The organism is Streptomyces sp. AHU1, assembly GCF_045343905.1.
GTDB lineage: Bacteria > Actinomycetota > Actinomycetes > Streptomycetales > Streptomycetaceae > Streptomyces > Streptomyces triticiradicis.
In genome coordinates this window covers 8,498,734-8,518,889 of sequence record NZ_CP174283.1, presented here as the reverse complement: position 1 = coordinate 8,518,889, position 20,156 = coordinate 8,498,734, and the positions used below count along the sequence as shown (strand labels likewise).

Genomic DNA, 20,156 nt, shown 5'->3' with positions numbered 1-20,156 from the left:
CGGTTCCGCGGCACCTCCGTGGGAACGGAGGGCACGACGGCTTCTACAACGTTGGAAATGACACCGCGGACATGACAGCACGGCGGAGTGCGGCTGTCCAGAAGGGCGTCACGAACCATCCGGGCATCCCGGAGTTCCCGGAGCGCCCGGACACCGACCTGGCGGATCCTCGTGGACGGCGTCAGGTTCCGGCGGCGGATTCCCGGGAGCTCGCGCTCATGGCCCGGTAGTGGGCGGCGAGATGGGACTGGGGCAACTCGGAGCCGTACACGGCCACCTTGCCGATGGCGCCCTTGAAGTACGACTTGGTGCCCGCGGCTCCGATCCTCATCGGGGCGTCGGTGTTGCTGGGGGTGATGTCGTAGTCGTCGAGGGCGTCCTGATCACGGAGCACCCCGTTCTTGTAGACCTTGACGTACCCGGTGGGATAAGCGCGGCTCTTCTCGCGGGTGTTGATGACCAGTGCGTAGTGGATCCATTCGCCGGGCTTGACCTGGTCCTCGAAGTACGATCCGGCGCCGAGTCCGCCGCCGCGGTTGAAGACGTACCCGCTGATGCGGTTGGCGCGGACCTCGGTGTTGCCCCGCGAGTACATGCGCGCCAGCCACTCGCTCCGGCCGCCCCCGCCGGAGACCTTGCCGAGCCAGTTGACGTAGCCGGTGCCCGCGGTCTTGGCGAAGGTCAGCGTGTCGGGCCGCAACCACGCCTCCACGGTCAGTTCACCGGTCGCGGTGACGGAGAGCCGGTCGTCGTCCGGGACCTCCACGTACTGCGAGGCTCCGTCGAACACGGAGGCGCGGTCCCCGTTGGGCATGGACGTGACGCCGGGCGTGTGGTGATAGGCGGCCTTGACCGCGCCCGCGGACCGCTTCCCCGAGTTCCCGGAACCGAGCGGCAGGTAGAGGGCCGGAGAGTCGGCCTGGACCTCCGCGTCGTACGAACCGGGTGGGCGGGCGGAGGACGGACCGCCACAGGCGGTCTGCGTCATCGCGCCACCGACGACGAGTGCGGCCACGAGGCCGGCCGTGCGTCGTCTCCGCGTCACGACCGGGGCGCCCGGCGTCCGAAGGGAGAGCGCCGCGACGATCCGTCCGGCGCGGGGAAGGGACAGCAGGACGCTGCCGCGATGCCACAAGTCATGAGAATTTCCTGCTTGTTCCGCATTCACAGCCGGCCCGGGCGGCGGGCGCGGCACTTCGCGGTGGTGAGACCACTCGCCTGATCCGGCGCCCGGGTCGTCGACTCGCATGACGCCACGCTGACGAAGCAGAAACTCCGCAACTTTCACCATCATCCCACACAAAACCTCGGCGACGGAGGGGCGGAGTCCCCAGATGCGAACAAGTGAGGTGCACCACTTCCCGGAGGACCGAAAGGTGACTGCTACGTCACACCGGCCTGCGGGCGAGAGAGGTCCCACCGGCGACCGGAGGAGACGAAAGGCCTGCTCAGAGGCTGGATAACGGGAGCGTAAGGGGCGGTTCACCGGCGCTCCGCGGGTCGGTTTCCCGTTGTCCCGAATGTGGACATTTGGGATGGTTGTTGAAGCCAAGGACATTGCGCGAGTGAGATTCGGGGTCTCCGGCCGCGGCAATGCGTGCGCGCCCGCCGGCGCGTGTTTCCCACGAGTGATTCCGCTGGAGCTTTCGTCATGCCTGTGAACACCCTGCCCGTCACCGAGGGCCTGCGTCTGGGTGCCGCGTTCGAGACCGTGCCCGGCCCGGCCGCCCCGGCCGGGCCGCACGCGGGTGCGGTGGCGGTGGTGGGCCTGGGCTACGTGGGCCTGCCCACCGCGCTGGGCCTGCTGGCCGCGGGCACCGAGGTGATCGGCATCGACGTGAGCGCGCAGCGGCTGGCCGCCGTCCGCGCCGGCAACGTGGACCTGCTGCCCAGCGACCTGGAACGCCTGGCCCGCTTCGACAACGACCCGCGGTTCACGCTGACCGACGATCCCGCCGCGCTGGCCCGGGCACGGACGGTACTGGTGTGCGTGCCCACCCCCGTCGACCAGCACCTGGCCCCGGACCTGCGGGCGCTGCGGGCTGCGGCGGCCACCGTGGTGGAGCACGCGGTGCCGGGCCAGCTGCTGATGCTGACCTCCACCACCTACGTCGGCACCACCCGCGACCTTTTGACCGAACCGCTGACCGAGCGCGGCTTCACCGTGGGCCAGGACATCTTCGTGGCCTTCTCGCCCGAGCGGATCGACCCCGGCAACGCCGACCACACCCAGGACACCACCCCCCGCGTGGTCGGCGGCACCGGCCGGCAGACCATCGACCGCGCCGTCGACGTCCTCTCCCGCACCGCCTCCTCGGTCTACGTGCTGGACTCCCCCGAGGCCGCGGAGATGACCAAGCTGTGGGAGAACACCTTCCGCGCGGTCAACATCGCCCTGGCCAACGAGTTCGCCGACAACTGCCGGGTGCTGGGCCTGGACCCCATCCCGGTCATCGAGGCCGCCGCCACCAAGCCGTTCGGCTTCATGCCCTTCTACCCCGGCCCCGGCGTCGGCGGGCACTGCATCCCCTGCGACCCCCACTACCTGCTGTGGCAGCTGCGCGCCGAACGCGTCACCTCCCCCCTGGTCGAGGCCGCCATGAACAACATCGCCTCCCGCCCCCACCACGTGGTGCGCCGGGTGCGCGAGGCCCTGGGCGAGCGCGGCAAACCACTGACCGGCGCCCGGATCCTGATCGTCGGCATGGCCTACAAGCCCGGCGTGGCCGACCTGCGCGAATCACCCGCCCTGGAGATCTTCGACGAACTCGCCCGCCAGGGCGCCCGGGTCCGCTTCACCGACTCCATGGTCCGCGCCGCACACGTGGCCGGCGACATCCAGGAGAGCCTGCTCTCCCCCCAGACCCATGCATGGGACCTGGTCCTGGTCCACACCGTCCACCCCGGCGACGACCTGACCTGGCTCGACGACCGCGACGACATCCTCGACGCCACCTACCGCCTCGACACCGTGGCGGCCAAGGAGACACTGTGACCGACTGAGCCCTGTGACCGACTGAGCCCGTGAGCCGGCGCGGCGGACGGCCTTCAGCCGCCGTGCCGGGCCGGGTTTTCGACCATCGTCATCAGCAGCCGGTGGGTCTCGTCGTCGGCGGCCACCACGAGCCCGCGGCCCGTCTGCCCGACCGGGGCGCCGTCGATCCCGGTGACCACACATCCGGCGGCCCTGCACAGGGCGATACCGGCGGCGAAGTGCACGCTCCCGGACAGGTCACCGCCGTCCGTCACGTACGCGGCGCGCTTGCCCGCGGCGACCCAGGCGAGGGCCAGCGTCGTGGACACGACGCGGGGCCGGAAGTGTTCCACGAAGCCGGGCCGGGCCAGCAGGTCCACGGCCCGGAAGCCGGGCGCGCCCGGGAACGGCGGATCCAGGTTGACGTCCACGAGCCGGGTGCCGGACGTGGGCACCAGCCGGGCGTCGGCACCGTCGTGACGTACCCACGCGTTCTCGCCGTCGGTGAAGAAGACCTCGCCGCTGAACGGATCGGCCACCGCCGCGGCGCCACCGCACAGCGCCACGTTGACGGCCACCAGCATGTTGCCGACGGCGTAGTTCAGCGTGCCGCACAAGGGGTCCACCAACCATCGGCGCGCGGCCCCCGCCGCACCCCGCTCCCCGCTCTCCTCACCGAGCACGGCGTCATCGGGCCGGGCTTCGTGGAGCACGCCGAGGATCGCCTTCTCGGCCTCGATGTCGGCGGCGGTGGCGAAGTCCCCGCCGCCCTTGTCGACGCGGGTGAGGTGCCGGCCGTACATGGCCCGCACGACGTCCGCGCCGGCCCGGGCCGCCGCCGTCGCGACCCCGGCGTCGTCGAGTCCCGCATACGAGTCGATCACGTCGGCACCATAGCGCCGGAGCCGGGCCGCCCGGCCCGGCTCCGGCGAAAGCAGGACGTCCCCTCGCCGGGCCCGCAGGCTCAAGGCAGGTGTGCCGACCGGGATCTGTGGGGCTCCTGGACCGGTTGTCAGTGGCCGACGCTAGCGTTCGCTGCATGGTCGCAATCGGCCCGGGACGCACTGACCTGGTCGAACTGTGCTCTCATCATGCTGTTCTTCACGCGGAAGGCTGTGGCTCGTGGGGTGGGTGTCGACGGGTGACGGGTATGAAGTCGCCCTTGTGGAAGGGCGGGTGGCGGCGCGTGCCACCACGGGCCGGTCGGCGGGACGGCAGCTGAAGTCGCTCCCGCGCGCGCTCAAGGGCCACCCGGAGGTGGACCGGCTGCGGCGCTTCGCCGAGTGGCTCGAACGGCACGACGCGGCGTGCGTGGCGCAGGTCGACGCGTGGATGGTGTCGTCGCTGCCCGTGCCCACCGGGCTGCTGGCCCGGGTGTGGCCCGACGAGGCCTGGCAGTCCGCGCTGCGCGATCTGGTGGTGGTCGGCGACGACCCGGACGACGTGGGCTTCCTGCGCGGCGCCACCGACGCCGGCGAACTGCGGCTGGTGAACCTGGACGGCGAGACGGTCCGGATCGCCCCGCGCACGGTCACGCTGCCGCACCCGGTGCTGCTGCCGGACCTCGACGATCTGCGCGACTTCGCGGCCGAACTGGGCATGGTGCAGCGCGTCGAGCAGATCCACCGGGGGACGTGGCGGCGGCCGGAGGACCTGCGCGCCAAGTCCACCGAGGTGAGGGACTTCGCCGGGGGTTCGTTCCGCTCCCGCTTCGCGCTCGCCGCGCGGGCCAGTTCGCTGGGCTACCGCGTGTCCGGGGGGTACGCGACCGCCCGGGTGCGGGACGGCGTGCGCACCGTCGAGGCAGCGGTGTGGATCGGGGAGCCGTACTGGGACGGCGGGGTCGAGACCGGTGCCCTCAACTGGCAGGACCAGGACGGCCGCGCCCTGCCGCTGGTCGAGGTGGGACCGGTCGCCTGGTCGGAGGGGATGCGGATGGCCGCGGCGCTGTACGCCGGCCGCGTCATCGAGGAGGGCAAGAACGCATGAGCGGGGGGACGCAGGTGTCGTACGAGGAGCTGCTGACGGCGGGCGCGGTGCTGCCGCCCGACACGGAGGACGCCGGGGAGTCGGCGGTGCCGCTGACGGCGCGGACGTACCGTCACCCGGGCCTGGACGACCGGGTGGTGGTGCGGCTGGTGGCGGGTGAGCTGGGGGCGGCGGAGGACCTGGCCGCCGGATTCCTCGGCCTGGAGCAGGACACCGAGCCCGTCGTCGTCGGGTTCGGGCCGCGCCAGTCGCTGGGCTTCCCGGAATGGGTGCTGGTGCACCACCCGAAGGACGGCCATCACGCGCTGCGCGTCGTGCCGGACCTGGAACGGGCCGGGCGGCAGGTCAAGTCCCGTCCGAAGGCCGCGCTCGACGCCTTCACGGAACTCGGGGAGCGGCTGGCGGCCTCGGTGCCGCACTTCCTGCCGACGTTCTACGAGCAGGCCGGGCGCATGTTCCTCGCGGAGGAGAACGCCACCTACGCGGCCCAGCTGTTCACCCGTGCCCGCAAGGCCGAGGCGGAGCACGGTCTGACGGTGCAGGAAGAGCGGCTGGACGCCGTGTTCCTGGAGTTCGCGCTGGCCGGCGCGCTCCCGGTGAAGGTCCTCTCGGGCTATGCCAGGGAGTTGGCGGCGCGTGTGCCGGCCGAGGAGGCGCTGCGGCGCTTCACCCGGCTGTGCCTGCGCCGCACGGCGGGCGGGCTGCCGCCGTCGGTGCAGATGGCGAACGACCTGCGCAAGCTGGCCCGGGCCGCGGGCCAGGACGCGAACCTCACCGAGCAGGAGTACGTCTCCGAGCTCCTCGCCCTGCCCGCGACCCTGCGCGCGGCGGCCGGCTGGTGGAAGGGACACCGCACGGCGCTGATCGCCCTCGCCCGGCGCGAGCCGCGGGTGCGGGGCGCCCTGCTCGACCTGATGCCCGCCGCCCCCGACAGCGACATGCCGGCGATGTGGCTGGAGCTGCTGGAGACCTCCGGCTGCACCGCGGGACTGTGGGACGGCTCCCTGCCCGAGGACCAGCGGCCCCAGGACGGTGCCGCGGGCTGGCTGGAGCGGTTCCTGGGCTACTGGCAGCGGGCCCGGTCGTGGCGTGACCCCAGCCGCATGGCCGAGCTGTACCCGCTGGTGGAGCGGACCGCGGACCGGCTGCGGGCCGAACTCGCCGCGTCCGGTGGCGCGTTGAGGGTCGTCCACGACCTCGACCTGATCGACCTGCTGCTGTCGCTGGACGTTCCGGTGGCCGCTCCGCGGGAGGGTGACCAGCTGCTGCTGTCGCAGTGGGCCCTGGGCGAGGGCCGTCGAGACCTGTTGTCGGTGGCCGCCGACAGCCGTTTCCACGGTGCCTTCCGGCGGGGCGCGGACCGGTTCGGCGACGACGACCAGTCACGGCGGGCGATCGCGCTCCTGGCGTCGTCGCCGGGCGGCCGTCCCCTGCTCGCCGAGTGGGTGCGCGGGGTCGTGCGGCGGTTCACCGCCGTGGGCCTGCCCCAGTTGCCCGACGCGCTGGGCCGGCTGAAGTGGCTGCCCGCCGAGGCGCTCACGCTGGCCGAGGACGAGGTGCGCGAGGCGGCCGGCACCGATCTCGCGCCGGTGCTGGCGCGCACCCTGCGGGCGGGCCTCTTCGACGAACTCGGCTGGCCCGCCTGGGAGGACGCCGTCGCCTCGCTCGTCCCCAAGTCCGACGTGGAGGACGTGGTCGTCGCCGACGCCTGGCCCCATCTCATCGTGGCCGGTGCCTCCCAGGCGCGGGTGATCGGCGCCGAGGGCACGCTCCTCACCCACGACCTGCGGATCCCCGCGAACAGCCACTGGGGCGATCCCGGCCTCCACCACGTGGACGGAGAGCTCCTCGTCCACTGGAACGACCGCACCGAGGGGCTGCGCGGCTACTGGCACAACAGCCCCGACCGTCTCCTGTCCCTGGAGGGCGCCCGCAACACCCGGGGCACCCGCATGGACTGGTACCAGGGGAACGGCCCGATCACGCTGTCGCTGCCCGGCGGCGGCCGCACGACCGGCGGCGGTGTCCTGCACGCCGGTGACACCACCCTGCCCGAGGAGCGCCAGCTGCTCTGCGACGGCGTCTCGTACTGGGTGTGGAGCGCGGCGGACGGCGGGGCGCACGACTGGTACGAGTACGACCCGGCGACGGGCGAGCGGGGCCGTGCGAGCAGGCCCGCCTTCCTCGCCGACGCCCTGAAGGACACCCCCGAGGGCAGCACGTTCGGCGGTGGCCGGCTGTACCCCTCGCCGACCGTCGACGCGAGGCCCGCCTCCGCGCCCGTGAACGGTCTGGTCGGGCTGCGGACGGTGAAGCTGCCCGACGGCTCCGTGCGTACCGAGGACCTGGCCGGACACGCCGTCACCATGCCCGCGTCCGCCGGCCGGCCCTCGGCGCTCGTGGTCTTCCCCGGTGCCGAGACGGCCACGGCCGTCGTCCGCGAGAGCTGGCGCCTCGCCCTCGTGGACGCGGACGGCGTCACCACCTCGGTGGCCAAGACCGACCGCGTGCCCGGAGCGTTCGGCGAGGGCTCGCTGCTGCTGCCGCCGGTCCAGTACTGGGAGTGTCTGACGGCCCGCGATCCCGAGGGCTCCGCGTCGCTGCGGACCATCGACCGTGACACGGCGGCGGCCCTGCTGTCCGCCGCGGGCGGCGAGGACAAGGAGGTCCTGCCCGAGGCGGTCCGTTCCCTCCTCCCCGTCACCCACACTGCGCTGGTCGCGGGGATCGCCGGTGTCGTACGGCACGCGGCCGGTCAGCAGGCCGTCCTGGACGCGGTGGCCGCCCGGCTCACCCGTGCCCTCGACGGCGGCCCGGAGGAGGAGGGTCCGGCCGGACCGCCCGACAGCGTGCTCCTCGACGCGGCGAACGGTCTCTGCGACTCCGGCCGCTCCTGGTGGAACCGCGACAAGGAGACCGACACCGTCTTCCGCGCCCTGCGCGAGTTCACCCGGGCGGCCCGGCTCACCGACGCCGCCGGGACGGAGGGACCGGCGGCACCCCTGCACCTCGACGGCCGACGGGTGCCCGTCGGACAACCGGGTCTGGAGACACTGCTCGACCGCGTGCCCGCCCTGGCCCTCAGGACCGCGGCCCACACCACCGCCGACGAGCACCGGGAGGCCCTGCGGGCCCTGCTCACCGAGATCGACGCCCTGGGCCTGGCGCCGGGCGCCGAGCCCTCACCGTGGCGCAAGGTGGAGCTGCACCTGGAAGCGGACGTGGTGCGCACCCCGTCGGGCGACTGGCGCGAGGGCGCGTGGAACGGGGTGCTGCCCCTGGGCGACGGTTCCTTCGTCGCCGTCCTGGGACACGTCTCACAGGGTGACGACGGCTGTGTCTTCACCGGCTTCTTCCACGATCCGGCCGGGCGCTTCGAGGTGCCCGCGCCCTACACGCTCCGGACCGCCGCCCCGCTGGGCGAGGACGGGCACGCGGGCCGGCTCGGCGTGTTCCTGAAGGAGCTGTCCGCACGTGGACCGGCGCCCTGGTTCCCCGAGGCCGCCGAGGGGTTCGCCCGTCTGACGGGCGTCACGGACACCATGGCCCGGCTGATCGTGGCCGGCATGCCGCAGGTCGTCCACGAACGCTCGTACCTCACCGCGGAGACCTGCGCGGCCATCGGCGTGAAGGCCGGTCCCGCGGGCGTCGCCAAGGAGGAGCTGCGCCAGCTGGGCGACGCGGTCCGCGCCGAGGTCGTGGCCGCGCTGCTCCCCGCCGAACCCGCCCGGCTGTGGACCGAGGGACCGGACTGGGCCGCCGCGGCCGAGGTCTGGAACAGCAGGCTGGGCCGGCGCACCGCCGTACCGGAGGAGTTGCTCGGCGACGCGGTGCGCGCCTTCAAGCACGGGCAGTGGAACCCCCGCCAGGCACTGCCCGCGATCCTCGACCCGGCCCAGGAACCCCGGCTCGCCCGTGACCACGGGTGGGTGGTCGAGGGCGACCGGGTCAAGGCCGTCGACAGGGACGCGCCCGGATTCGCCGGACCGGTCCTGATCGGCTTCGTCGGACTCGCCGCCTGGCTCGCCCACCGGCTCCCGGCCGGTGACCCGATCCGCGCCGCGCTGCCCGCCGCGCTCGACGCCGTGCGCGAGAGGCTGTCCCACCCCGGGCTGATGCTCGACCTCAACCAGTACATCAGCATCACCGACTTCCGGAAGACGGCGGGCGCGCCGACCGAGGTCGGCAAGGGGTTCGAGCGGTACGGCGCCGTCGTCCTCGCCACGCACGACGACCAGCCCTCCCCCGCCCTGCGGGTCTCCCTGCTCGACGAGGCGGGCCAGGACCCTTACCTGCCGGCGCTGCGCGTCGGCGGCCAGCGCCCCTACCACGTGGAGGTGGCCCTGCGGCTGGCCCGCTCCGCCCGCTTCGAGGCCCTGCTCGCCGATCCGGGCGACCCGGGGGCCGGTGAGCGCGGCAAGGACGGCACCTGGTGGCCGCAGGACCCGACCCGCTCGGTGCCGGACCTGGTCACGGAGGCCGCCGAGGAGCACGGCCTCGGACAGGACGCGGCGGCGCTCTATCTGATGCTGCTCGCCATGCCGGACCCGACGGACCGGATGACGGCCCGGTGGACGGGCTGGAAGCCGGCCCGTCTCAAGGCGGCCCGCGCCGAACTCGCCGCCACCGACCTGGTGGTGGAGGCCAGCCGCACCCGGGCCGGGCGCTCGCTGTTCCTGCCCGGCGGCTGGGTGGTGCCGAAGGCGCCGCGCGTCCCGCTGGAGCAGTGGAAGCGGCCGCTGTTCGAGGACCTGCTGTGGCGCGAGGAGGCTCTGCTCGGCGTGATCGCGCCGACCGAACCGGTCGCGGATCTCTACCGCAGGGCCTGGCGGCTGGTCCAGGAGGGCGGCGGGCCCCGGTTCGAGGAGTTCGAGGTGCGACCCGGCCGCCGCCGCTGATCCACCGCCGGGGCCCCGGCGATCTCCGGCGGGGCCCCGGCACTTTCTCCCCCTGACGACACACGTACCTACCGATCAAGGAACACGCATGACCGCGACCGACACGGCGACGGTCCTTCCGGCACGGCAGACCCTGCCCGCCGAGGAGCGCCACGCCACCGAACTCGCCTTCCTCGCCGCCCACGACACGGGCCCCCGCCCGCCCGGCTGGCGGCTGACGCCCCGCGCCGTGATCACCTTCGTCTGCGGCAGCGGCGGCGAGTCCCTCGCCCTGCCCGAGCCCCACGACACGCTGCCCGACAAGCTCGTCATCACCCCCAAGTTCGTCGGCGAACGCGCCCTGGTGGAGCGGTGTGTCGTCACCCTCGCCGGAGAACGCGGGCTCCTGCTCGTCGGTGAGCCGGGCACGGCCAAGTCGATGCTCTCCGAGCTGCTGTCCGCCGCCGTCTGCGGCACCAGCGCGCTGACCGTCCAGGGCACCGCGGGCACCACCGAGGACGCCCTGCGCTACGGGTGGAACTACGCCCTGCTGCTCGCCCAGGGCCCGACGCGGACGGCGCTGGTCGACTCCCCCGTGCTGGCCGCCATGCGCGCCGGACGGGTGGCCCGCGTCGAGGAGATCACCCGCTGTCTGCCCGAGGTGCAGGACGCGCTGGTGTCGATCCTGTCCGACCGGCGGATGAGCGTGCCCGAACTGGCCGGCACGGACGACGCCCAGGTCGCGGCCGCCCCCGGGTTCACCGTCATCGCCACCGCCAACCTGCGCGACCGCGGCGTCTCGGAGATGTCCGCCGCGCTCAAGCGCCGCTTCAACTTCGAGACCGTGCACCCGATCGCCGACGTGGAGGCCGAGACCGCGCTCGTACGGCGGCAGGCCGTCGCGGCCGTCGAGCGGGCCGGTGCCGCCTTCGGTGTCGACGACGCCGTGCTGGACGTGCTGGTCACCGTCTTCCGCGACCTGCGGGCCGGACGGTCCGCGGAGGGCTGGGACGTGGAGCGGCCCGGCACGGTCATGTCGACGGCCGAGGCGGTGCAGGTCGCGGTCTCCCTCGGGGTGGCCGCCGCCTACCTCCCCGGGGCCGACTCCCTCGATCTGGTCCCGGGCCACCTGCTGGGCGTCGTCCGCAAGGACGACCCCGCCGACCACGCGCGGCTGCTCGGCTACTGGGACGGTCCGGTGCGCCGCCGCGCCGAGGACGGTTCCGCCGTGTGGCGCAGGCTCTGGGACCTGCGGGAGAACCTCCGGTGACGCACCCCCAGGATCCACGGGCGGCCGTCACCGCCCTCGCCGGCTCCGAGGCCCCGTACCTGCTGGGCGTTCGGCACCACAGTCCGGCGCTCGCCGCTGCGGTGCCCGCCCTGCTCGACGCCTGCGGGGCGGAGGTCGTGTGCGTGGAGCTGCCCGCCGACTTCCAGCCGTGGCTGCCCCATCTGGGCGCGCCGGGCACCGTCGCGCCGGTCGCGCTCGCCGGGGCCGGTGAGAACGGGCGGCTCGGTTTCTATCCGTTCGCCGACTTCTCCCCGGAGCTGGCCGCGGTCCGCTGGGCGCGGGAGCGCGGAGCGGACGTCGTGTGCTGCGATCTGCCGATGTCCGATCCCCGGTGGACCGCGGAGGGTTCCCTCCCCTCGGGTGACACGCGGACCGCGGTCGCCGAGGAGGCGCCCTCGGGCGTGGCCGTCTCCTTCGGGAACGCGCTCGCCGCGTCCGGGACCGGCCGTGAGGGTGACGACCTGTGGGACCGCTGCGTGGAGGTCCTCGCCCCGGGATCCACTCCCGAGGCGGTCCGCCGCGCCGCGCTCGGTGTCGGCTGGGCGCTGCGCAGCGACGCCGAGGCCTCGGGCGGCGCACCGGCGCTGGACCTCGCCCGTGAGGCCCACATGCGCGAGACGATCGCCCGTGCCGCGGGGGACGGCCGCCGGGTCGCGGCCGTCGTCGGCGCGTTCCACGCCCCGGCGCTGACGGCGGCCGCCCCGGCACCCGACGCGGTTCCGGGACCGGGTGCCGCCGGTGCGGTGCCGACGGCGGCCGGTCACGGCGCCGACGCGAAGCACCCGGACGTCGTCACCTCCCTCGTCCCCTACGCCTTCGATCTGCTGGACTCCCGCTCCGGCTACCCGGCCGGCATCCGGGACCCGCGCTGGCAGCAGGCGGTGTTCCGGGCCGGGGGCGACCCCGAGCGGGTACGGGACGCGGCCGCACGGGCGGTCACCGACGTGTGCCGGGAACTCCGCGCGGCCGGACACCCCGCCGGAACGGGCGAGGCCGCCGAGACCGTGCGGATGGCGGGCGACCTCGCACGGGTGCGCGGGCTCGCGGCACCGGGACGCGGCGAGGTCGTCGAAGCGCTGACGAGCGTGATGGGCCAGGGCGAACCCCTGGGCCGCGGCCGGGCCCTCGCCCGGGCGCTCGAAGTGGTCCTGGTCGGCACCGACCGGGGCCGGATCGCCCCGGGCACACCGCGCTCCGGTCTCGGCCCGTGCGTGGAGGCGGAGGTCGCCGCACTGCGGCTGCCCGGCCCGGACGACCCCGCGGCGCGCGAGGTGCGGCTGGACCCGCTCCGCTCGGATCTCGACGGCCGCCGCGAAGTCCTGCTCCAGCGTCTCGCCGTGTGCGGCGCCGGCTACGGCGAGACCGTGGCGGTGGCCGGTACGGGCGACGCGGCCGCCCTGACCACCCGGTGGCGGGTGTCGTGGACACCGTCCGTCCCCGTACGGCTGGACCTGGCCGGGATGCGGGGCGTGACCGCGGCCCTGGCCGCCGAGGGCACCCTGCGGGAGACCTTCCGCAGGGAGTCCGCGGACGGCGGGCCCACCTGCGCCCACGTCCTCGCGGCACTCGGCGCCGCCGCCCGCTGCGACCTGCCCGCGCTGGTGTCCGAGCGGCTCGCCGACGCCGCCACGCTGTTTCCCGCCACGGCCACGCTGCCCGAACTCCTCGCCGCACTCGACCTGTTGGAGGCCCTGTACCGCGGCCATCTGCCCGGCACCACCCCGGACACCCGGTGGACCGCCGCCGGACTGGCCACCGATCTGCTGGAGTCCGCGGTCCGCGCCCTGCCGGGACTCGCGGGCAGCGACCGGCCGGAGGACACGGCCGCGATCGTCGAGCTGGCCTCGCGGGCCGGTGAGCAGCGCCTCGGGCTGCGGATGGACGACGCCCTCGCCGCCCTCGCCCGCACGGGCTCCCCCCTCGTCCAGGGCGCCGCGCTGGCCGCCCGGGTGCTGCTCGACCTCGACGACGCGGCGGCCCTCGGCGCGCGCGCCGCGGGCTGGATCGACACGGCCACCGGACCGGAGGCGCGCCACGCGCTGAGCCGTCGGCTCGGCGGTCTGCTCAGCGGGGCGGCCACGTTGCTCCAGGCGGCACCGACGGCGCTGGACCCGCTCCTCGACCGCGTCGACACGCTCACCGACCAGGGCTTCCTCGACCGGCTGCCCGCCTTGCGCGGGGGTTTCGACACGCTCACTCCCGCAGGCCGCGACCGTCTCCTGCACACCGTGACCGAGCGGCTCGGCGACCGTCCCGATCTGTCGCTCACCGCCTCGCCACGGCTCCTCGCCCTGTGGACGGCCGCGGACGCGGCGGGACTCGCCGCCCTTCGCGCACTGCGTCTGCCCACCGGGACGGACACCGGGCCGACGGCGGGCCCCGAGGCCGGCGCGGTCCCCGGCGGGCCCGGGAACCCCGCGCCCTCCGGTTCGCCGCGCGCCGCGGCGGCGCCCGCCACCACGGCACCGTCCGCCGAACCGCGGATCACGCCCACCGACCGCTGGCGACTGCTGCTCGGCCGGGAGACCGACAAGCTCCCGCGGAACGCCCGCCGGTACGCGCACGCGCTCGACGAGCTGTACGGCACCGGCCGCGGCGAGGGCTCCTCCGACCTCGGCCGGGAAGGCGGCTCCCCGGGCCGGGGCGGTGGCCGGGAGGCGTCCTTCCCGACGGCCCGTGAGTGGGCCGAGGAACTGGAGGCGCTGTTCGGGGAGCAGATCCGGGAGGAGGTGCTGGCCCGCGCCGCCGACCAGGGACGCAGTGACGTACTGGCCGAACTCGACCCCGCCGCGGTGCGCCCGTCGGTCGACCTGCTGACCTCGGTGCTGTCCCTCGCGGGCGGGATGCCCGAGAAGCAGCTGGCCGCCCTGCGTCCGCTCGTACGCCGTCTGGTCGACGAGCTGGCCAAGGAGCTCGCGACCCGGATGCGCCCGGCCCTCACCGGGCTCGCGACGCCCCGTCCCACCAGGCGGCCCGGCGGTCGGCTCGACCTGCCGCGCACCCTGCGGGCCAACCTCGCCCACGCGCGCCGGACGGCCGACGGACGCACCGTGGTGGTGCCGGAGCGGCCGGTCTTCAGCACCCGCTCGCGCAAGGAGGCGGACTGGCGGCTGATCCTCGTGGTCGACGTGTCCGGGTCGATGGAGGCCTCCGTCGTCTGGTCCGCCCTGACGGCGGCCGTCCTGGGCGGCGTACCCACCCTGTCCACGCACTTCCTCGCGTTCTCGACGGAGGTGATCGACCTGACGGACCGGGTCGACGACCCGCTGTCGCTGCTGCTGGAGGTGCGCGTCGGCGGTGGCACCCACATCGCGGCCGGGCTCAGCCACGCCCGTTCCCTGGTCACCGTGCCCAGCCGGACCCTCGTGGTGGTGGTGAGCGACTTCGAGGAGGGCTACCCGCTGGGCGGGCTCCTCGGCGAGGTACGGGCCCTGGCGAGCTCCGGGGTGCATCTGATGGGATGCGCCGCCCTGGACGACACCGGCACCCCTCGTTACTCGGTGCCCGTCGCCCAGCAGCTCGTCGCGGCCGGTATGCCCGTCGCCGCGCTCAGTCCCCTCGCCCTCGCCCGCTGGGTGGGCGACCGTCTCCGCGGAGAGACCCGATGAACGCCGAACTGCCCCCGGCGGCACCCGATGTGGTCGCCGCCGCCGTGGAGGGCCTGACCACCAGGCTGCGCAAGAAGCTGGACGCCGCGATCGAGTCGTACGCGGCCCTGCCGGTCGTCGTCGACGGCACGGTCCGACGGGTGCGGTGCGGTGAGGACGCGGAGGTCGTCCTCACCCCCGGTCCGTCCGGTTCCGTCACGGACCCGGACCAGGTGGTGTGCAGTTGCCTGCTCTCCCCCCGGTGCCTGCACAGGGCGGCCGTCCTCGGCGCCTGCCCGCTGGCCGACCCGGAGGCCGGAGCGGACACCGAGGGCGACGGCACGCCCCCCGTGGACGCCGGCACCGCCCCCGGCACCGCGGACACCGCTGCTCCCGCGGCGTCGTCCACCGCCGCTGCCGCCGTGTCACCCGCCACCGGGGCGGCCGCGGAGCCCGAACCCGAGGAGGCCCTCCCCCTCACGGATGCCCAGCTGGCCGCCGCGTCCGGGCTGTGGGCGGCGGCCGCGGCGTTGCTCACCGCCGGGGTGCCCGCCGCGGGCGCGGTCCCCCAGGCCGAGTTGCTCAGGGCCGCGCACACGGCCCGGCTCGCCGGGCTGCACCGCGCCGAGGCGGCCGCGCTGCGGGTCGTACGGGGGCTGCGCGGGGCGCGTGCCCGTCATGACGGCCACCGGCTGGCCGACCTCGTGGCCCAGGTACGGGAACTGCTGCTCACCACGGCCCTGCTGGCCGCGGGGGGCCCGGAGCCGGCGCTGATCGGCACGGCCCGGCGCGCCTACCGGCCGGGCGGCAGCCTGCGGGTCCACGGGGTCTGCCGGGAACCGGTGATCGCCGCCACCGGTTACAGCGGCGTCGTCACCCACCTCGTCTCCGAGGACGGCCGGTGGTTCTCGGTCGCCGACGTCAAGCCCGGCGGGCCGGCCCGCGCCCAGGGTGCGGCCACCGCCACCGTGGCGCTCGGCTCGGGAAACCTCGATCACGCCCAGCTCTCCCGGGGCGGGCTGCTGATCTCGGGTGCGACGGTGTCCTCCGACGGCCGCCTCGGCTCCGGCAAGGGCGTACGGGCGACTCCGCTCACCGGCGGGTCGTGGACCTCGGGTCCGCTCGCCGCGCTGTTCGCCCGTCCGCTCGCCGAAGCCGTCGCCGAACGGCTCACGGTGGCGCCGGACACCGACCCGGAGCAGGCCGAGCGGGCGGCACGCGAGCTGGTCGGCTGCGACCTGGTCCTCGTCGGGGCGGTCGGCGATCACCTGATCGCCAGGGAACTGCCCTCCGGGCGGCCGGACACGGAGGGCGCCCTGGTACGGCTGGTCCCGTCGAGCGGTCACCCCGCTCTCGCCCACACGGCCAACTTCCGCCGGCTCGCGTCCCGGCCGGGGCTGCGGCTGCGTGTCGTCGGCCGTCTGGACCCGGACCGCGCCGCCACGCTCCGTCCGCTGGCCGTCGCCCCTTTGCCGGGGACCGAGGCGACCCTGCGGCTGCCCGCGGAGTGGCGGGGCCGTGCCGACCTGGGCTACGACCGTCTGGAGGGCGCGCACTTCCCGCCGCCGGAGGTCATGACCGCCGCCGCGACCGCCGCGGACGGCCCGGGCGAGATCCCGCCGGATCCGCTGGCGGAGGCCCCCGTGTGGCGGCTGCGGCGGCTGATCGAGGTCGCCGTCTCGGGTGGCCGCAGGGCCGTGGCGGAACCCGCGCGCGACGGCGATCTGCGCGGTGACGGAGCGGCCCTGCGGCGCGGCGGTTTCCACACGGCCGCCGACCTGGCGGCCGGCCTCACCGCGGAGGCCGACCGACGCACCCGTGACGTCTTCGGCCGTACGGGCGGGGCCGACCCGGACCGCTACGCACGGGCCTGGCTCGCCGCGGCCGTCTATCTGGCGGGCGTCGAACGGGCTCTGGTGCAGGCCACCTGGCAGCCGGCGGGCGCCGGTTCCTGATCAGCCGTTCTGCCGAGGCAGGCGCACCACCTGGACGAAGAAGTCGTCGATCTGGCGGACGGCCGCGATGAACTGGTCCAGATCGACCGGCTTGGTGACGTAGGCGTTGGCGTGCAGTTTGTAGCTGCGCAGGATGTCCTCCTCCGCCGCCGAGGTGGTGAGGACCACGACCGGGATGTGGGACAGGGCCGGGTCCGACTTGATCTTCTCCAGGACCTGCCGGCCGTCGTACTTGGGCAGGTTGAGGTCGAGGAGGATCAGGTCGGGCCGCGGCGCGTCGGCGTGGGCGGCCCTCCGGTAGAGGAAGTCGAGCGCCTCCTCGCCGTCCCGCACCACGTGCAGGGTGTTGCCGATCTTGTTGTCCTCGAACGCCTCCCGGGTCATCAGCTCGTCGCCCGGGTCGTCCTCGACGAGGAGGACGTCGATGGGGGTGCCGGCGGGAGTCGTCATATCAGGGCCTTGTCCTCGGTGCTGTCGTGAAGGGTGTCCGCCGCGTCGGCGGACGGGACGGTGAAGCAGAAACGGGTGCCGTCGGTGTAGGCCGTGTCGATCCAGATGCGGCCGCCGTGGTACTCGACGATCTTCTTGCACAGCGCGAGGCCGATGCCGGTTCCACCGTAGGCGTCGCGGCTGTGCAGCCGCTGGAAGATGACGAAGACCTTCTCCTCGAACTCGACGGGGATCCCGATGCCGTTGTCCGTGACGCACAGGCGCCAGGAGCCGGAGTCCTCCGGGTCCCGTTCGCAGGTGATGCGGACGTGGGGCGGGCGGTCGGGGTGGCGGAACTTGACGGCGTTGCCGACCAGGTTCTGCCAGAGCATCGTGACCAGGGTCGGATCCCCGACGACCTGGGGCAGCTCGTCCGGCCGGTCGATGCGCGCGCCGCTCTCGGTGACCGCGCTGTCCAGGTTGGCCAGCGCCTTGCCGAGCGCCTGGTCCAGACCGACCGGGAGGCGGGCGTCGTTGACGCGGCCCACGCGGGAGAAGGTGAGCAGGTCGTTGATGAGGATCTGCATGCGCTTGGCACCGTCGACGGCGAAGTCGATGTACTGCCGTGCGCGGTCGTCCAGCTGGTCGCCGTAGCGCTTCTCGAGGAGTTGGCAGAAGGAGGCCACTTTCCGCAGTGGCTCCTGCAGATCGTGGGAGGCCACGTACGCGAACTGTTCGAGTTCGGCGTTGGAACGGCGCAGCTCCACGGCCTGCGCGTCCAGGTCGGTGGCCTGTCGGGCCAGGACCTCTCCCTGTTCGCGGGAGGAGTCCAGCTCGGCGACTATCCGCTGCCGCATGTTCTCGACGTCCTGTGCCACAGCGGTGAGGTCGGCGGGACCGTCACCGGTGATGACGTGGTCGAAGTCTCCCTGCGCCACCCGGCGCGTGGCGATCCGCAGGTCGTCCAGCGGACGTGTCACCAGCAGGCGGATCAGGATCGTCAGCACCACGCCGGTCAGCAGGAACGCCACGACCATGCCCATGAGCACCACGTCGCGGAACGTACGTGCGGAGTCCAGCTGGTCCCGGCCCTCGTCGACCGCCGCCGCCAGTCCGGCGATCTGCCGGGCGGACGCGCCGCGGATCCGGTCGAAAGACTTCTTGCCGCGTTCAGCGGCCGCCGCGTCGATCGTGCGCGGTTCGCCCGGTGTGACGTCGTCCATCAGGGGCTCGGCGTAGGTGCGCCGCCAGTCGTCCGCCTGCTTCTCGACCGCTTCCAGTTCACCGAGCAGTTCGGGGCGGTCGCCGATGAGGGCGCGCATCCGGGCGACGGCGTGCTTCTCGTCCTCGCGGCCCTGGGTGTAGGGCGCCAGGAACTGGCGGTCGGCCGCGATGGCGTAGCCGCGGAGCCCCGTCTCCTGGTTCACCAGGGCCGATTGCAGCCGGTACGCCTCCGTCTGCGCGGGCTCGACGTCCAGGAGCAGGTGGTCGGTGACCGAGGTCGTCCGCTGGAGCAGCCCGGCGCCGACCCCGGCGCCCACGACCACCACCAGTGCCATGAGTGCCAGCACCAGTCTGATCCAGCCCTGCACCGTCAGCCGGCGTCCGGCCCACCGCTCGCCGGTCATGTTCCCCGTCCCGTCCTCGAAGTCCCTGTCGTCCCGCACGCTTTTCACACTCATCAGCCCCACCGCAGGTAGAGGACGGCGACGTCGTCGGCCAGGCCGCCCTGCGTCTCGGCCAGGGCCTCGGCCCGGTCGATCAGCCCGTCGACGAACGCGGCCGGGGCCAGACCGGTCAGTTCACGGGCCATCGCCAGCAGTCCCTCCTCGCCCAGCCGCTGGGTGCCGCGGCCGACGCGCCCCTCGAAGAGGCCGTCGGTGAACAGCACCAGCGCCGCGCCCTCGGGGAACGCCAGTTCCTCCACGGGCCAGCTCGCCCCTCCCGGGATGATGCCGAGCGCCGGGCCGCCCCGGATCTCCACCCACTCGACCCCGTCGTGCCCGCGCAGCAGCATTCCGTGATGACCCGCCCGTACCATCCGGACGCGTCTTCGACCGGGGCTGACGCTGAGGATGAGCAAGGTGGCGAAGACTCCGCTCCTGGCCCGCTCGGCCAGGAGGATCTCCTCGAGCCGTCCCACCTGGTCGGCACCGGTGACACCGCTGAGCACGAGGGTGCGCCAGGCTATGCGCAGCGCGACCCCGAGCGCCGCCTCGTCCGGACCGTGTCCGGAGACGTCACCGATCAGGGCGTGCACGGTGCCGTCGGCGCTCTGCACGATGTCGTAGAAGTCCCCGCCCAGCAGCGCGTGCGCGCGGCCGGGCCGGTAGCGGGTCACGACCTCCACGCCGTCCCCGCGCAGCAACGGGCGCGGAAGCAGCCCCCGTTCCAGTCGGGCGTTCTCCTGGGCCTGCATCTGGCTGGCCTGCAACGCCACGGCGTCGCGCTCGGCCTGTTTGCGCTGGATCGCGTAGCGGACCGCCCGTCCGAACAGTTCCGGCTCGACCCGGCCCTTGACCAGGTAGTCCTGTGCGCCGGCGGCCACGGCCGCCAGGCCGGTCCCCTCCTCGGCGAGTCCGGTGAGCACCACGACGGCGACGTGTTCGGCGCGCTCGCGCACCCTCGAGACCGCTTCCAGTCCCTGGGCGTCCGGGAGGTGGAGGTCCAGCAGCACGCAGTCGGGGACCTCGGACGCCAGCACGTCGCAGGCCTCGGTCATCGAACGCACCCAGCGCAGGCGCATGCCGAGCGCGCTGTCGGCGACCATCTCCTCCACGAGCAGGGCGTCGCCCGGGTCGTCCTCGACCAGGAGCACCGACGGCTCCTCCGTCCCCCAGGCCGCGGAGCGGTCCAGTTCGGGCGAAGCCACGCCGGTGGCCCCGGGCTGCGACGTCATCATTGAATGGACCCCCACACCCGCCACCACCACTCCGCCGCTTCATGACGGACAACTACGCGAGCATACTCATGCCCGTGTCCGAGTACGCGGCGAGGAGTTCCGTTCGTCGTTCCACTGCTCCGACCTCGGCGGCGCCGGGGACAAATCCGTTG

At 74.1% G+C, this 20,156-nt stretch carries 11 protein-coding genes; 6 read left to right on the top strand and 5 right to left on the bottom strand.

Annotation, left to right across the window (positions count from 1 at the left end; translation table 11 throughout):
- Positions 1-181: 181 nt before the first annotated feature.
- On the bottom strand, positions 182-1,015 hold the full coding sequence (locus ACICHK_RS37600) for a LamG domain-containing protein (protein WP_406840455.1): 834 nt from the start codon (positions 1,013-1,015) through the stop codon (positions 182-184).
- Between the two features lie 636 nt (positions 1,016-1,651).
- Here ACICHK_RS37600 and ACICHK_RS37595 point away from each other — a divergent pair.
- On the top strand, positions 1,652-2,995 hold the full coding sequence (locus ACICHK_RS37595) for a nucleotide sugar dehydrogenase (protein WP_406840454.1): 1,344 nt from the start codon (positions 1,652-1,654) through the stop codon (positions 2,993-2,995).
- A gap of 53 nt (positions 2,996-3,048) precedes the next feature.
- On the opposite strand, the gene ACICHK_RS37590 is transcribed toward ACICHK_RS37595, so the two are convergent.
- On the bottom strand, positions 3,049-3,858 hold the full coding sequence (locus ACICHK_RS37590) for an inositol monophosphatase family protein (RefSeq protein ID WP_406840453.1): 810 nt from the start codon (positions 3,856-3,858) through the stop codon (positions 3,049-3,051).
- Positions 3,859-4,096: 238 nt separating this feature from the next.
- Between ACICHK_RS37590 and ACICHK_RS37585 the strand changes: the two genes are divergently transcribed.
- From ACICHK_RS37585 to ACICHK_RS37565, 5 genes are all read left to right on the top strand, one after another.
- Positions 4,097-4,963 (top strand): DUF4132 domain-containing protein, encoded by an 867-nt coding sequence (locus ACICHK_RS37585; protein ID WP_406840452.1) that lies wholly within the window; start codon positions 4,097-4,099, stop codon positions 4,961-4,963.
- Positions 4,960-9,861, top strand: coding sequence for a DNA-binding protein (locus tag ACICHK_RS37580; RefSeq protein WP_406840451.1), 4,902 nt, complete (start codon positions 4,960-4,962; stop codon positions 9,859-9,861). The genes ACICHK_RS37585 and ACICHK_RS37580 overlap by 4 nt, the downstream gene beginning before the upstream one ends.
- Before the next feature lie 88 nt (positions 9,862-9,949).
- Positions 9,950-11,110 (top strand): AAA family ATPase, encoded by a 1,161-nt coding sequence (locus tag ACICHK_RS37575; RefSeq protein ID WP_406840450.1) that lies wholly within the window; start codon positions 9,950-9,952, stop codon positions 11,108-11,110.
- The gene (locus ACICHK_RS37570) at positions 11,107-14,739 is read left to right on the top strand and encodes a vWA domain-containing protein (RefSeq protein ID WP_406840449.1); all 3,633 of its coding nucleotides are present in this window, start codon (positions 11,107-11,109) and stop codon (positions 14,737-14,739) included. The genes ACICHK_RS37575 and ACICHK_RS37570 overlap by 4 nt, the downstream gene beginning before the upstream one ends.
- On the top strand, positions 14,736-16,673 hold the full coding sequence (locus ACICHK_RS37565) for a hypothetical protein (RefSeq protein WP_406840448.1): 1,938 nt from the start codon (positions 14,736-14,738) through the stop codon (positions 16,671-16,673). Before ACICHK_RS37570 ends, ACICHK_RS37565 begins: the two co-directional genes overlap by 4 nt.
- Here ACICHK_RS37565 and ACICHK_RS37560 read toward each other — a convergent pair whose 3' ends face one another.
- The 3 genes from ACICHK_RS37560 to ACICHK_RS37550 are packed head-to-tail and all read right to left on the bottom strand — an operon-like array spanning position 16,674 to position 20,001.
- Positions 16,674-17,123, bottom strand: coding sequence for a response regulator (locus ACICHK_RS37560; protein WP_103552443.1), 450 nt, complete (start codon positions 17,121-17,123; stop codon positions 16,674-16,676).
- Positions 17,120-18,730, bottom strand: a complete 1,611-nt coding sequence (locus ACICHK_RS37555) for a CHASE3 domain-containing protein (RefSeq protein WP_406841431.1) — start codon at positions 18,728-18,730, stop codon at positions 17,120-17,122. The genes ACICHK_RS37560 and ACICHK_RS37555 overlap by 4 nt, the downstream gene beginning before the upstream one ends.
- A 53-nt stretch (positions 18,731-18,783) precedes the next feature.
- Positions 18,784-20,001, bottom strand: a complete 1,218-nt coding sequence (locus ACICHK_RS37550) for a PP2C family protein-serine/threonine phosphatase (protein WP_406841430.1) — start codon at positions 19,999-20,001, stop codon at positions 18,784-18,786.
- Between the last annotated feature and the right edge of the window lie 155 nt (positions 20,002-20,156).